Raw genomic sequence first — 15,145 nt, 5'->3', positions numbered from 1 at the left:
CAAATTGGCTTGACCTGGCGAGGGATTGTGGGGTAATCAACACACTGTGAACTTCCCACCTTGTGTTCCCTACCCAGGAATCCCACCCCATGTTCCGACTGGTTTTGTTGTCATTGATGGTTGCTGGTTTCTCGCTTGCGACTCCGTCTGCCGCTGAAGTTTCGGCTGCCGAAACCGTGAACTATCGCTGCAAAGAATGGAAAGCCAAGCACATTCACGACAAAAAGTCGGCGGACACGATCGAAAAGACGCTCAAGACGTTGAAGTGCGAAACTCAGCGTCACGCCCACAACGGTCACGACGATTTGAAGTATCGCTGTGTGGAATGGAAGACGCTGCAACTGAAAACTCACGACGAAGCTCACAAGTGGGAGAAATGGTTGAAGGAATACGGTTTCGAGACTCAGCACAAACACTGAGCAACGTCTCCGCATACTCTCTTTTGAAAGACGGCTTTGATGGCTCACCGATCGTTTCCGCTGCCGCTGATGTCGTTGCCAATCTATTCTGGGTTGGCAATCCGCGCCGTCCAAGCGACCGGCCAGGTTGCCTCGCAGTTGATTGAATCAGCTGGTGACGTTGTCGAGAATCTGCGTGAGTCGAAAGAATCAGGGAGTTCCTTCGCTGACATTTTCGCCGGAACCGCGGATCAGGCTGATTCAGCAACCGGCGACTCAGAAGGCGGATTGGATGCGATTCGCGAAACTCTTGGGAAATTCCTGCGAGACATGGGGTTGGCTCCCGGATCGGAAGTCAATCTGCAGCTGTCCGGCGACGAAATTCGAGTGGCTTCGGACCACCCCCGAGCCGCAGAAATCGAGGATCGTCTCTCCCGAGAGAGCACTTTGCTGTCGAAGATCCGGCAACAACTACCTGGACAGCAACAATTTGAGTTCAACGTCCAAGTCGCCGCACGCGATGACTTGACGGGCTGACGGCTTTTGTCAGAATGACGCCCTGATCTGGAGGATAAGCGAATGGCTAGCAGGCTGATTCGAAATCAGTTGTCCAGCAATGGATTGCGGGTTCGAGTCCCGTGTCCTCCGCTTCTGTAAAAGCACCGCCTGAAACTTTGGTTTCAGGCGGTGCTTTTTTATGGCTCCAATCAACTGGGCAGCAAAGCTGCGATCGCAACGTCAACGATGCGTGCATCAAATCAAGGCGGCCATCATCACGGCGAACGCTGGACGGCTAGGCAGGTGGCGTTGACATGGATGAGGCGTTGTTGATTTTCGTTCTGGCCTACGCCCAGGCGGGGCAGCTCTTAGATAGCCCCAGGCATCGCCTGAGGTTTCGTTATCGCCCAAACGGCTGCATGGTTGTGTCTGATCGTTCCTGCCCACTGGCGTTGATGTCCCGTGAATGACAAAACCCTACTTGCAAAAAAGATGCATGTGTAGCGAGTGGGAAGTTGCTTTCGGATGTTCCATCCAAGGCTGGCTAGAATCCCATCCGGCTTCATGTTCACGCGATGCTTCCGCGATGCCTATGATTGATTGGTCGTCCTGTCCCTCCCAGAAGTCTGTCCGATGAACAAAAATCTGATTGCCCTCTTCGCGTCGACAATCTTGGCGTGCGTCTGCCATTGCGATTTCGCCTTCGCTCAAGTGAATCCATCCGAAACCGATGAGGTGACTCCGTTGCTAGATCGCGAACTGTTCTTTGGTAATCCTCAAATTGCTGGCGGGCAGTTGAGCCCCGACGGGAAATTCATCTCGTTCATGAAGCCGTATCAAGGGATCATGAACGTGTGGGTGAAAGAATTCGCCGAGCCGTTTGACGCGGCTCGTCCGTTGACCGATAGCGAGCGGCCGCTGCATGGATACACGTGGACGGAAGACGGCAAGTTCATTCTGTTCGTCAAGGATTCCGGCGGTGACGAAAACATGAACCTGTTCGCCGTTGATCCGGCGTCGAAACCCGAAGCTGGCAATGAGACGCCCGAGTCGCGGAACCTGACGCCGATGGAAGATGTGACCGCACAGATCATGCACGCCAGCCAGAACAATCCCGACTTGCTTTGGATCGGATTGAACGACCGCGATAAGGCGTGGCACGATCTTTATCGCCTCGAGATTTCCACGGGTGACTTGACGCTGGTTTATCAGAACGACGATCGCATCACCGGTTATGAATTCGATTGGGACGACAACCTGCGTCTGCTCAGCCGCACCGACCCTGCCGGCAACACGATGCTTCTTCGCAAAGACGGCGATGACTTGGTTCCGATCTACGAAACGTCCGTCACCGAAAACGCAGGCGTCAGTGGTTGGGACGCGAAGAACGAGAACTTTTACTTGGTCACCAACAAGGGCGAACTCGACCTGCTGACCTTGTACACGATGAATCCTGGCACGAAGCAGGCCGAGTTGTTGGAAAGCGATCCAGAGCAAGCCGTTGATTTCGGTGGACTTCGGCTGGACCGTAACACTCGCGAAATCATCTCGACGTCCTACACCGACGACAAGACTCGTTACTACTGGCGAGACAAAACCTGGGAAGCCAACTACAAATTCCTGCAAGAAAAGTTCCCTGGCCGCGAGATCGCGTTTCAAAGCTCGACCAACGACTACAGCAAATTCCTGATTGCAGTTCACGGCGACAAGTACGCTGCCGAAGCCTGGTACTTCGACGCGGAAAAACGCGAACTGATTCATCAGTACACTCCACGGCCTGAGCTGAAAGAAGTGGAGGAATACTTGGCACCGATGCAGTCGATTCGCTACGCCAGCAGCGACGGTTTGGAGATTCCTGCGTACCTGACCGTACCCGCGGGCGTTGAAGCGAAGAACTTGCCAGTGGTCGTGTTGGTTCACGGCGGCCCCAAAGGCCCACGCGACACATGGGGTTTCAGCGCAACGGTTCAGTTCCTGGCCAATCGAGGCTACGCGGTGCTGCAACCCAACTTCCGGGCCAGCGGTGGCTACGGAAAGAAGTTCCTCAACGCGGGCGACTTGCAATGGGGAAAGTTGATGCAGGACGACATCACTTGGGGCGTGAAGCATTTGATTGATCAGGGCATCGCCGACAAGGATCGCGTGGCCATCATGGGTGGCAGCTACGGCGGTTACGCAACGTTGGCCGGATTGGCATTCACGCCGGATCTGTACGCATGCGGTGTCGACATTGTCGGCCCCAGCAACATTTTCACGCTGCTCGATTCGATTCCGCCGTACTGGGAATCAGGGCGAGCGTTCTTGTACGGTATGGTGGGCGACCCGAGCACCGAAGCAGGCAAAGCTCGAATTCGCGAAACCAGCCCGCTGTTCAGTGCCGAAAAGATCTCCAAGCCATTGTTGATCGTGCAGGGAGCGAACGACCCGAGGGTCAAGCAAGCCGAAGCCGATCAAATCGCGATCGCACTTCGCGATGCCGGTCACGCGATCAGTTACTTGCTGGCCGACGACGAGGGCCATGGGTTTGCCAAGCCCGTCAACCGCATGGCCATGTACGCCGAAATCGAAGCCTTCCTGGCTGGACAAATCGGCGGTCGCTACCAAGAGGAGATGCCCGATGACGTTGCCAGTCGTCTTGAAGAACTACGAGTCGACGTGAGCAAGGTGACGTACGAACCGGCCGCGGGATAAGGTTGCACAGATGAAATTTCGAGTGTTCGCCATCGCGGTGTTCGCCATTGGGCTGTGTTCATTCGTGATGAGTCAATTCCTTGTGGGGCCGCAAGACGTCGCCGAGCGAAATCCAGACTTCGCCTCCACAACCACGCTCGTCACGGACGAGAACTACCGAGCCATCGTGCTCGCCAGTGAAAAACCCGTCGTGTTGGATTTTTACGGCGACTACTGCCCGGTGTGCCGCCAGCTCGAACCGCAATTATTGCCGGTGGCGGAGGAGCACGCCGACGCAGCCCTCTTCGCTCGCGTCAACGTGGTAGAGTCCCCCGAACTGGCCGAGCAATACCAAGTCCGCGCTGTCCCCACCCTGGTGATGATCCACCAAGGCGAAGTCCTGTTCCAAAGCGAAGGACTATCCGCTCTCTCAACGCTGCAAACCGCCCTGCAGAAAGCGACCAAGCCGCAAGGCTAAAGACATCGCCCGGCGTCAGCTACCGGTACATTGAGTGTCGCCGTCGCCTGGAACGCGGAAGGCAATTCGTCGAGGTGCTTCGTGAATGAGGTTGCTCCAACTTACGTCACTTCGCGAGTTTAGCTGCGATCGCTGAGAACTGTTCCAACGCCGTTTGCAAACCATCTGCGATGTTTTGGGCCAGCACCTCTGGGGCGGGCAGGTTCTCGCTGTCTTCGAGCGAGTCATCTTTGAGCCAGAAGATGTCGAGGTTGGATCGCTTTAGGGGGGGAGGGTAAAGTGCGGGTTCGTGCGGACCGTCTCTCCGGCTACGCACTCGAAGAGGATGTTGTCCGGGACGACGATCGCAGCTCGGCCGTCGATTTCCAGCAACGTCTTGATGTGCTCCCGTGAGCGGCAAGGCGCTAGCCGCCGGTTCGTCACCCCTACTTATCGCGTTCCATCCTATCTTGAGCTTCCAAAACGTAAATCATCACCTGTTCCAAATCATCATCCGTATCAACGAATTGAATGTCCCCGCCTTTGGTCCAGACCTTTGCGTTCGCAATCGGATTCTCACACCTCCTAACAGCGCGAGTCGCGTTCGCTTTCAATTCATCACGGACTCGCTTGATGCCGTCGGCCACTCGATAGTCGTTGTTTCCCGTTTTTGGAACGACCGTCACAACAACATGAACATGATTTGATCGGACAGAAACGGCGTGCAATTCTCAACCACGAATTTGCGAGTGCTTACGAATCACATCTTCCACCGATTCGCGATGTTGCTCGTCCAGCAGAACCGCGTCCTCCTTCATTCGATCTTTGCACCAGTCCTCAAGCACTGGCTGCGGTTGCTGTTCACCCCGTTTCCATTTCTTCCAACCACGCGCGTCTCCTGGTAACCATGAACCATATGCAGTCCATGTGATGAAGAGCGTTATCGGATCGTTTGCATCGTTGGCCATTCAACCATCGTACTGGAGGCAACGAACCGTCGGCTAGCGCCTTGACGCTCACATGATCAGGCTGAAACGCTCACCCGGTTCACCGGCCAGCCAGTCGGCTCCGGCCTCGATCGGACACGGGGCGCCGTCAACGCCGTGCAGAAAGAGATTCATCACGCACAGGCGAGCCATATTGGGAACCAGTTCCCAGCCGCCGTGAGCGGCAAGACGCTAGCCGCCGGTATTTCAGCGCAACGAACCGACGGCTAGCGTCTTGTCGCTCACCAAATCTTTTCGAGCAGACCTTCGTAGATATCGCCTTTGGTATCGGCCTGCATGCTGGACCAGTTCTCGGGGTCGACAGAATCGGCGATTCCCGCGCGATCACCCGCTCAAGAACAGGCGAGTCAACTTGAGCGTGTCGCGGCACTGCGTGGCGGGCATTGACTGGGGCGTTTGGCCGTGGGTGCTCCTGACGGATCGGCGTTTGGATGGCACGCACGGCGCTTACGGATGCTCCTCCAAACTGGCGCTGCCTTGGGGTCTGGGGTTTCAGTACTCTGGTCAACGATCGGCGTCCTGTCTTGTTCGGTGAACTTGTTCGGTCATTCCCCTAAAATTCCGAGTGCTGCATCGTGTTCTTTCAACCGAAAGCGAACCTGCCTGATTCCGCGAAGTCGCGGATTGAATTTTGCTTGCAACAGATCGCTGAATGTGTCGGCTTTGAACGGCTCTTGCTTCCGGTGGTAGGTCGTAAAACCATCTTCGACCTCTATGAAGGTGAGCGGAATCCGCAACACGTGATCGCGTTTATCGGAAAACACCTCGGGCATGATGTCAATGGAATCCAGGTTCGCAATGCCCTCCCGCAGGCTCCGAGTGCTGGCGGTGGCTGTTGCGGTGGTGGGTCTTGCGATGGTCCCAGCGGGCTGGCTGGTCGCTATGAACCGGCGGACCGCAGCATCATGCTTGATCAGACGATCGACAGCGATCCGGCGATGGGGCTGGCCACGCTGATCAATGCCGTCGTCTGCGATTTGCTTTCGCAAAACAACTTTGCCGGGGTACATTTGCCTGAACAAGTCGACCTGGCCGTCGTCGGCACGGGACTTGGCATGATTCGCAACAGCATCAGCCTGGTTGCCAAGCATCCGGTTCATTGGGATTCGACGCAGTGGGACGTTTATCCTCGACCGTTTCTCGACGGCCAATCACTCGCTTATGCCAACGCGATTGCCGCATGGGGGCGTGACGATGCGGCTCCCGAGTGGTCAAACGATTTGCCCAGCGACCTGAAACGCCCAATGAAAAGGTCGCTGAAGTTCCTGCTGAAAACAAACGATTCCTTCTTTCGACCCCGGGCGAAGCAGGTTCTGTTGACGCAGTCGCAGAGCGAATGGTGGAAACTGGCAGCCGATTCATCGGCATCCAGTCAGGTGATCGCGATTCGGCATTTGAATTCGAATGGTAAGCTGGATGACCAGCAAGCGTCCTTGCTGATCGACAAACTGGGGTCTGCGAACGTCGCGATCACGCTGAATGCGATCGCGGCGATGGAACGGATGGCGTCCCAGCAACCAGCAATTGCCAGCGAGTCCCTTGTTCGTGGACTTCGTTCTCTGACGGATCACCGCGATGATGAAGTCTGTGCCAAAAGCATGTGCGTTCTTGCACGGCTAGGCGGGCTGGATGACGCGGCGGTGGAGACGGCAGCAACGATGCTGGAAGCCCATCCAAAGCACCTCACTTTCGCCGGCCTATATGCTTTGTGCATGCAGGATTCCGTTCCGGAGGAGGTCGTGCCTGCGCTGGACCGATGTTTCGTTCGCGTGTTGCGAGCGTGTGACTATGAACTCATCGATTTGATCGCCACAGCGTACCGGCGCTGGCTCTATGATCCTCAATCGCACTTTGAAAAACTGTTCCAGAACAGCCCCGAGCATCTTCCCATTGCACTGGAAACGCTGCAGAAGGTTCCACAGCAACCCGTTCTGTTGAGTCGCGGAGCGTGACGGACGGATTCTCATTGTGGCATAGGCTTCCAGCCTGTGGTTTCTCCTTCACAGGCTGGAAGCCTATGCCACTGATTTACCTAATAGCCTGTTTAAATGAGCCGCACCGCTTTAGCGGCGGTTGACCAGACGCCAACCGTGGCGAACGCCAAACGGCTCACGTGCCCGATGGCACCTGCGTCCCGGCGGCAAACGGTTTCGTTGCCTCGTCCATTTCATCGTGAAACCGCATTGAGGCTTCGGCAGCCTGCGCGGTTTGAAAAATAATCGTCCGCAACCATTTCATCGGTGTGCCGGAAAAGCGAAGGAAGCACTTGAGTCGTCGCGGCCCGCGCTCGGACAGTTCACTCAATCCTCGCGCATAGGTAACCGCTTCGATTGAAATCGGCTTGGAAGAGCCCCACTGGATGGAATCAGCCCCTCATGTGCTGCGGAGTTGCTCTTGTTGGCGAGCGTCGCTGGTGTGTAGGACAGCATGGTTGCAGTCTGATCAACTCGCTGCTGTTTCGAAACAAAGCATCTGAACTTGAACGACGACGGTTTCCCCCGGGCGTCCCATTCATTCATGAACATTGTCCGACTTTCACCGTGGATCGCGATTCTGGGGTGCATCCTGGCATCGCAGAGCGTTTCCGCTCAAAGTCCGAATGGATCATCCAGTCGAGCCCGAGCCTCGGAAACGACCGAGAAGATGACCTGGTACCCCAAGTCGATCAACGGCAAGAGCCTTGATACGGATGTCAGTGAGGATGTCCTGGCGGATTCTGTGGTCGAAGGTGTTTCGTTCGATTCACCGACGTTTGAGTACTACGAAGAACCCTCCCACGCCATCAGTTCATGCGACGGGTGTGGTGTGTGCGATCGATGCGTCACGCACCGATCGGCACGACGTTTTTGGGTTCGAGCCGAATACCTGTTGTGGTCGCTCGATGGAATGGATTTGCCGCCCTTGGTGACGACCAGTCCGGACGGCACCGATCCAGTCGACACAGGTGTGCTCGGGCAATCGGGAACCACCACGTTGTTCGGAAACAGCACCGTGCTCGATTCGATGCGTTCGGGTTTGCGTGTGACGCTGGGATGGAACGACGACAATTGCGGGAACGGATTTGAATTGAGCGGCATTGGGATCTTCCGAGACGAGGAAACCTATCAAAGCAATCGAGGCCTGTTGGCTCGTCCGGTGTTTGACACCGATGCGGGTGCCGAGTCGTCGATGTTGATTGCTCACCCGGATTTCTTGACAGGATCAGTCAACGTCCAAGCCGAGAACGAACTGGCCTCGTTTGAGTTCAACCGCCGACATGCGTTGTCTTCGGTTCGAGGCCAACGTGTGGACTTCCTCGTTGGATATCGATACGGAAGCCTGGACGAAATGCTTCGGATCGATCAATCGTCGGTCTACACCGCTGCTCAAGGCCCAATCATCTCAGGCACGACAGTCGACTTGTTCGATCAGTTCGAAGCTGACAACCAGTTCCACGGGGCGCAAGTCGGCCTCCAGTTGCAACGATGCTACGGTGCGACGACTTGGGACGCTCACGCGAAAATCGCGTTTGGTGTCAACCGAGCCGAAACGACGATCGCGGGGCAAACAACAAACACGGTTCCCGGCGGAGGCTCTTCTACGTTCGCCGGTGGGCTGCTGGCTCAGTCAACCAACATCGGGACGTATGATGATTCGTCCTTCATGGTGCTGCCTGAAATTGGACTGAACCTGACGACTCAGGTTCATCGCGATATGAAGCTGACGATCGGATACAGCATGATGGTTTGGTCGGATGTGGTCCGAGTGGAAGACGCGATCGATCGCAACGTCTCCCAGTTCGCTCCGGAAGCACCGACGGGAACCAACCAACCGGCCTACGATTTGACGACCAGCAGCTTCATCGCTCATGGACTGAACATCGGGGCTGCGTTTCAGTTCTGAGTTTTCGAGACGCTGCTGATCAGCGTCCTTGGAATTCGTCATCCGATCACCCAAGTCTGGACGAAGCCAAACTTGGGTGAGGCCGGACGACAACGATCACACAGTGGTCTCAATGGTGATCGTGAGCACTTCTTCGACAGCCAATCCATAGCGGTCTTGTGACAAGACACGAATGCTATAGCTGGACTGCGTGGCAGCATCGGCCTCGAAATTCGTTTGCAAAACACCGTCGACGATTGTGAACGACGTGTTGTCGGTGTCGCCTGTTCCGGCGACCAACGTAAACGTGTGTTCGTCGAAGTCGTTCGCATCGGTCGCGGTCAGCGTTCCGACCGTGGTGCCACTGGCCGATCCGTCATCCACGGAGCTGTTGTCCAACAAGACGCCCGTCGGTGCGACATTCTCTTCCGTGACAATCAGGTCCGCGGTGTCTTCGAAGGTCAGCCCATCTGCATCGGTCACGCGAACGCGAATCGAGTAGAGAGCCTGAATCGCGTCGTCGGTTGCTTCCGCGGTCCGCAATGCACCATCCACCAAAGTGAATTTGTCATTGTCGAGATCGCCTTCGCCATCAACAAACTCGAAGGTGAATGTGTCGCCGGCATCCTGATCAATCGCTTGCAAATCGCCGACCAAGAATCCACTGGCTTGACCACTGGCGATTGCTGGGAATGCCAGTGCCAATCCGGTGGGAGCATCGTTGATATCGATGACGGTGATCTGGAAGGATTGACTGACCGTCTCACCGACTGCATCAGAGCTTTGGATGCGAACGGAGTAAGTCGATTGAGTTTCGAAGTCGAATGTCGCGGCGGTCACCAGGTTGTTTCCGTCGATTGCAAACGATGCGTTGTCTGTGTCACCCACACCATCGACCAACGAGTAGGTGAACGTATCGGCAACGTCCGCGTCGGTCGTGCTGAGTGCACCCACGACGGTTCCGAGGGCCGCGTTTTCTGCGATCTCGTTGTCGTCAATCGCGATGGCCGTGGGTGCTTCGTTGGTTTCCGTCACGGTGATTGTGAGCGTTTGCTCCACGAATGAACCGCCGGCATCGGTGCTTCGCACTCGAATCGAGTAGGACGATTGAGTGTCCATGTCGAGCGTGGTTGCGGTCAGCAAATCTTCACCGTCAACAGTGAACGATGCGTTGTCGGTGTCTCCATCACCAGCGACCAAGGTGTAGGTGAAGGTGTCCGACGCATCGACGTCAGCGGTGTCGAACGTACCCACAGTCGTGCCCGAGGCTGATTCTTCGGTGACGACGCTACTGCTGATTGAAACAGCAGTCGGATCCTCGTTCACGTTGGTGACCGCGAGCGTCAGAGTTTGCTCGAAGGTTGATCCGTCCGAATCCGTTGTTTGAACACGAACCGAATAGGACGATTGGGTTTCGAAGTCAAACGTGGTTGCGGTGACGAGGTTGCTGCCGTCGACGGTGAAGGCCGCGTTGTCGGTGTCTCCATCGCCGGCAACCAAGGCGTACGTGAAGGAGTCGCCGGCATCCGCGTCGGTCGTGCTGAGTGCACCGACGACGGTTCCTGATGCGGCGTCTTCAGCGATGTCGGCGTTGTCAATCGCGATTGCGGTGGGAGCCTCGTTTACATCGGTGACGGTGATCGTCAGCGATTGCTCGAAGGTGGCTCCGGCCGAATCGGTGGTTTGAACGCGAACCGAATAAGACGCCTGAGTTTCGAAGTCGAGCGTGGTTGCTGTCACCAAATTGCTGCCATCGATCGTGAAGGCGGCGTTGTCGGTGTCTCCATCGCCAGCGACCAAAGCATAAGTGAACGTGTCACCGGCATCCGTGTCGGTTGTGCTGAGTGCACCAACGGTGGTTCCTGAAGCGGCGTCTTCAGCAACGCTGCTGTTGTCAATCGCGATTGCGGTCGGAGCAGCGTTTGCGCTGGTGTCGGTGATCGTGATCGTCAGAGTTTCGGTGATCGTCGCTCCCACTGAATCAGTGGATTGGACGCGAACCGAATAGGACGATTGGGTATCGAAGTCGAACGTCGTTGCGGTGACCAGATTGCTGCCGTCGATTGTGAAGGAAGCGTTGTCCGTGTCGCCATCGCCGCTGACCAAGGCGTATGTGAAGGTGTCACCGGCATCCGCATCGGTCGTGCTGAGAGCACCCACGACGGTTCCCGAAGGAACGTCTTCTGCGATGGTCGAGTTGTCCAAGGCCAGCGATGTGGGAGCGTCGTTGGAATCCGTCACCGTCAGCGTCAGGACTTGCTCAAACGTTGCTCCTTCCGAGTCAGTGGTTTGCACTCGAACCGAGTAGGACGACTTTGTTTCAAAGTCGAATGAGCTCGCCGTAACGAGATTGCTTCCGTCAATCGTGAAGTCTGCATTGTCGTCGTCACCATCGCCGCTGACCAAAGCGTAAGTGAATGTGTCCGAGGCATTCGCATCGGTGGTGCTGAGCGAGCCCACGGTGGTTCCGATGGAGGCGTGTTCTTCGATCTCGGTGTTGTCGATCGAAATCGCAGTGGGCGCCACATTGGCTTCACTCTCGGTGATCGTGATCGTCAGAGTTTGCTCGAAGGTGGCTCCGCCCGAGTCCATCGTTTGGACGCGAATCGAGTAGGACGACTGCGTATCGAAATCGAACGTGGTCGCGGTCAGCAAGTTTCCGCCGTCGATCGTGAAGGCGGCGTTGTCAGTGTCACCATCGCCGCTGACCAGGGCGTAAGTGAACGTGTCCGATTCGTCCGCGTCCGTTGTGCTGAACGCACCCACGGTGGACCCGGATGCGGCGTCTTCGGAGACGCTGCTATTGTCCAGGGCGATTGCCGTTGGGACTTCGTTGGTATCGGTCACCGAGAAGGTGAAGATCTGTTCGAAGGTGGCTCCGTCGGAGTCCGTCGATTGGACTCGAACCGAGTAAGACGCCTGCGTTTCAAAGTCGAACGTGGTCGCGGTGACTAAGTTTCCACCGTCGATCGTGAACGATGCGTTGTCGTCGTCGCCATCGCCGCTCACCAAGGCATACGTGAACGTGTCGGACGCATCATCGTCGATCGTGGTGAACGCACCGACGGTCGTTCCCGACGCGGTGTCTTCTGCGATGGACGTGTTGTCGATCGTGATTGCGGTTGGAGCGTCGTTCACATCCGTTGCGGTGATCGTGAACGTTTCAACGGTCGACAAACCAAATGGATCGGTGCTTTGGATTCGTACCGAATACGACGATTGTGTTTCGAAGTCCAGCGAGGCAGCGGTTACCAAATCGCCACCGTCAATCGCAAAGGAAGCGTTGTCGGTGTCTCCGGTACCGCTCACCAAGGTGTAGATGAACGAGTCCATTGAGTTGGCGTCGGTCGTGCTGAGCGTGCCAACCGTGGTGCCAACGTCGGCGTTTTCTTCCACGTCACTGTTGTCGATCGCGATTGCGGTCGGTGCGACATTCGTCGACGTGACGGTGATGGTGAACGTTTCTTCCGTCGACAATCCATCGGCGTCCTGGGCTCGGACTCGGATGGAGTAAGACGATTGTGTTTGCTGGTTGGCAGCAAACGCGGTGACCAATTCACCATTGACGATCGTGAACGACGCGTTGTCGGTGTCTCCGGTTCCCGACACCAGCGTGTAAGTGATCGTGTCGCCGGAGTCAGGGTCGTCGGTGCCAAGCGTTCCAATCGCCGTGCCACTTGGTTGACCCGTTGCCACGTGAGTGCCGGACAAGGTGACCGTGGTCGGAGCTTCGTTGACACTGGAGACGGTGATCGTGAACGTTTCTTCGAAGAACTCTCCCGTCGAATCAGTGCTGCGAACTCGGATCGTCAATGTGCCTTGGGTTTCGGCATCGAGTGATCCTGCGGCCTGCAATTCATCTCCATCGATGTCGAACAACGCGTTGTCATCGTCTCCATCGCCGGTCACCAACGTGTAGGTGAACGTGTCGCCCGAAGTCGGGTCGGTGGTGCTGAAGGTGCCAACCGCATCTCCGGTGGATCCGTTCTCGACGACGGTGGAGTCATCGAGGCTGATCGCTGTGGGCCCTTCGTTGCTTTGAACGATCGTGAAGACTTGTTCAAACGTTTCGCCGCCGGCGTCGGTCGTTTGAATGCGAACGCTGAAGCTGCTTTGTGAATCGAAGTCGATCGTTGTTGCGGTTCGCAGTTCATTGCCAACGATCGTGAACGATGCGTTGTCTGTGTCACCGGTTCCCGATACCAACGAATAGGTGAAGGTGTCGGACGCATCCACGTCGGTTGTTGAGAACGATCCGACGACGGTGCCGGATACGGAATCGTCCGCGACGGAATCGTCACTCAGTGCGATTGCGGTGGGGGCTTCGTTGACGTCATCGACGTTGATCGTGAAGGATTGATCGAACGACAGGCCACCTTGGTCGGTTGTGCGGACGACGACGGTGTAGCTGCTCTTGGTTTCAAAATCGAGAGCTTCGGTTGCGATTAAAGAGTCGCCGGAGATGGCAAAGGTCGTGGCGGTGGTGCTGCCATCGATCGAAACAATGCTGTAGGTGAACGTGTCGCCGGTGTTGCTGTCGGTTGTCGAAAGCGATCCAACGGAGGTGTCCGCCGCTTCATTTTCCGCGATCGTTGTGTCACTCAGCGAGATCGCAGTGGGAGCAACATTTTGGTCGGTGACCGAAAGCGTGAAGACTCGCTGGAGCGTGCGTCCGGTCGAGTCTGTTGTTTGAACTCGGATGGTGTAGGTGTCTTGAGCCGAAGCATCGAACACTTCCGCCGTCAGCAAAGTGTTGCCCGAGATGGTGAACGAACTGTTGTCGGTGTCACCGGTTCCCGAAACCAAAGCGTACGTGTGTGTGTCGCCCGAATCGGGGTCCATCGATGTGAACGTTCCGACGGTCGAGCCCACCGCTAGGTTCTCGCCAACGGTGGTGGCGGAAAGGCTGATGTTCGTGGGTGCCTGTGCGTCAGGCAAATCGGGAATGTTGGGTGTCGACAAGCCGACGACTCGTCGCAGCAAATCGCTTGCGTCCAACGGGCTCAGTCCGTCTTGGCCGGTCACGTCACCCAGCAAATCTGGATCGATCGCGGCGAAAGGCACAAAGGCTTCCCCGGAACCGGTCGCGTCCGTGACAACAAAACCGCTGTCCAGGTCGACGCCGGCTCGGGCAACCAGTCGAGCGTCTTCGGCGTCATAGCGACGGTTTGCATTGACGTCGCCAGGGAACGCCACGACTTGGATCGCATCGTCGGCGCTGGCGGTCATGCCACCCGCGTTCACATCCAGCGAGCTGATCGTCAATGTTCCGGTGGCACCGTATGGGGCGTCTTCGGGAATGGTGGCAATCAGGTCGATGATGTCGGCTTGCCCCGCATCCATCGCTTCCAAGCTGAAGAATGTGATCGTCGCGACGCCCGGGGTGTCCAAGTTTGCTTCGACTTGACTTCCGGTCGGTGCATCTTCACCAAGTTGTACGCCGGAGATGTCCAGCATAGCTGGGTCGTACTGAATGGTCAGCGTTACCGAAGTCACGCCATCAGCGTTACTCAATTGAATCGGCAGTCCCGCGGGCAACTCGGTTCCGCTACCACCGGCGGGCAACTGCACCGTTTGGCTTGGTCCGCGAACGATGTCGGGCAGTCCGACCACCAACGAAGCCGGGCTGGCGACGGTGAATGTGGTGACAAAGTTGCCGCCCGCCGTGCCGTTGTCGTCCCCATCGAGAAGCTCACCATCGGCGAGGTCCGTGAAGCCGTCGCTGGCACTGCGAAGGGTCGCGGTGTAGGTGTCAGCAGCAAGCGGTCCATCGGTTGCGATGAATGTAACGGTTGTGCCGTTTACAACGAGTGAACCGCGCACGTCGCCGGTCGAGGTTCCCTGCAAAGTCACATCAGCGGCGCCAGCGTCACCGGCTTCGTTGTCGTAAAGACTGAGTTGGGGGATGCTGACTTCTTCGCTCAGTTCAGCGGTGAAGCCGGATGGGGTCGGTGTGAACGAAGCAATTGTGGCCGCCAAAACGCGTCGTGATTCCAGCGATTCGACTTTCAAACGTCGGTCGTTTGCTCCAAGGAATCGGCTTTTGTGGCGTGAATGACGGGATTTATTCGAAGTCAGACGAGCTAGCAATCGTTGGACAGCGGGTTTCATAGATGGGAGACCTTGTTCGACCGGAGTCGATAGAAAAGCAATTCTGCCGTCCCTGCTGAGGTGTGGATTGTCACGCGGTCCCTGGCGACAAACGGAGTGCTCAAATCGAGCCCACAGTGAGTTTAAGACGATGCTCGATCATT

8 protein-coding genes and 1 tRNA gene are annotated in these 15,145 nt (G+C 56.6%); 7 read left to right on the top strand and 2 right to left on the bottom strand.

Features of this window, described 5'->3' with window-relative positions; genetic code table 11:
- Nucleotides 1–89: 89 nt before the first annotated feature.
- The 5 genes from CEE69_RS00135 (at nucleotide 90) to CEE69_RS00115 (ending at nucleotide 4,044) form a co-directional block, all read left to right on the top strand.
- Nucleotides 90–419, top strand: coding sequence for a hypothetical protein (locus tag CEE69_RS00135; protein ID WP_099258558.1), 330 nt, complete (start codon nucleotides 90–92; stop codon nucleotides 417–419).
- 39 nt (nucleotides 420–458) lie between these two features.
- Entirely contained in the window at nucleotides 459–935 is a 477-nt protein-coding gene (locus CEE69_RS00130) for a hypothetical protein (RefSeq protein ID WP_099258557.1), read from the top strand.
- A gap of 29 nt (nucleotides 936–964) precedes the next feature.
- Nucleotides 965–1,046: transfer RNA gene (locus CEE69_RS00125), tRNA-Ser, on the top strand.
- Between the two features lie 483 nt (nucleotides 1,047–1,529).
- On the top strand, nucleotides 1,530–3,587 hold the full coding sequence (locus tag CEE69_RS00120) for a S9 family peptidase (RefSeq protein WP_099258556.1): 2,058 nt from the start codon (nucleotides 1,530–1,532) through the stop codon (nucleotides 3,585–3,587).
- A gap of 10 nt (nucleotides 3,588–3,597) precedes the next feature.
- Complete coding sequence (locus CEE69_RS00115) at nucleotides 3,598–4,044, top strand: thioredoxin family protein (RefSeq protein ID WP_099258555.1); 447 nt, start codon at nucleotides 3,598–3,600, stop codon at nucleotides 4,042–4,044.
- A gap of 710 nt (nucleotides 4,045–4,754) precedes the next feature.
- Here the strand turns inward: CEE69_RS00115 and CEE69_RS00100 are convergent.
- Nucleotides 4,755–4,991, bottom strand: coding sequence for a hypothetical protein (locus CEE69_RS00100; protein WP_099258553.1), 237 nt, complete (start codon nucleotides 4,989–4,991; stop codon nucleotides 4,755–4,757).
- Between the two features lie 614 nt (nucleotides 4,992–5,605).
- Between CEE69_RS00100 and CEE69_RS00095 the strand changes: the two genes are divergently transcribed.
- A complete protein-coding gene (locus tag CEE69_RS00095; protein WP_099258552.1) occupies nucleotides 5,606–6,982 on the top strand; it encodes a hypothetical protein in 1,377 nt (458 codons plus the stop codon).
- A 565-nt stretch (nucleotides 6,983–7,547) separates the two neighbouring features.
- Complete coding sequence (locus CEE69_RS00085) at nucleotides 7,548–8,912, top strand: BBP7 family outer membrane beta-barrel protein (protein ID WP_233214443.1); 1,365 nt, start codon at nucleotides 7,548–7,550, stop codon at nucleotides 8,910–8,912.
- A gap of 96 nt (nucleotides 8,913–9,008) precedes the next feature.
- Here the strand turns inward: CEE69_RS00085 and CEE69_RS00080 are convergent, their stop codons facing one another.
- Nucleotides 9,009–15,002: a cadherin domain-containing protein gene (locus tag CEE69_RS00080; protein WP_099258551.1), complete on the bottom strand. Its 5,994-nt coding sequence runs from the start codon at nucleotides 15,000–15,002 to the stop codon at nucleotides 9,009–9,011.
- Between the last annotated feature and the right edge of the window lie 143 nt (nucleotides 15,003–15,145).

Origin of the sequence: Rhodopirellula bahusiensis (genome assembly GCF_002727185.1) — a bacterium.
Classification (GTDB): domain Bacteria; phylum Planctomycetota; class Planctomycetia; order Pirellulales; family Pirellulaceae; genus Rhodopirellula; species Rhodopirellula bahusiensis.
This window is presented reverse-complemented; position numbering and strand designations above follow the sequence as displayed.

Coding starts and splice junctions, on each gene's coding strand:
- CEE69_RS00135 (WP_099258558.1), top strand. CDS start 90: ATGTTCCGACTGGTTTTGTTGTCATTGATGGTTGCTGGTTTCTCGCTT.
- CEE69_RS00130 (WP_099258557.1), top strand. CDS start 459: ATGGCTCACCGATCGTTTCCGCTGCCGCTGATGTCGTTGCCAATCTAT.
- CEE69_RS00120 (WP_099258556.1), top strand. CDS start 1,530: ATGAACAAAAATCTGATTGCCCTCTTCGCGTCGACAATCTTGGCGTGC.
- CEE69_RS00115 (WP_099258555.1), top strand. CDS start 3,598: ATGAAATTTCGAGTGTTCGCCATCGCGGTGTTCGCCATTGGGCTGTGT.
- CEE69_RS00100 (WP_099258553.1), bottom strand. CDS start 4,991: ATGGCCAACGATGCAAACGATCCGATAACGCTCTTCATCACATGGACT.
- CEE69_RS00085 (WP_233214443.1), top strand. CDS start 7,548: ATGAACATTGTCCGACTTTCACCGTGGATCGCGATTCTGGGGTGCATC.
- CEE69_RS00080 (WP_099258551.1), bottom strand. CDS start 15,002: ATGAAACCCGCTGTCCAACGATTGCTAGCTCGTCTGACTTCGAATAAA.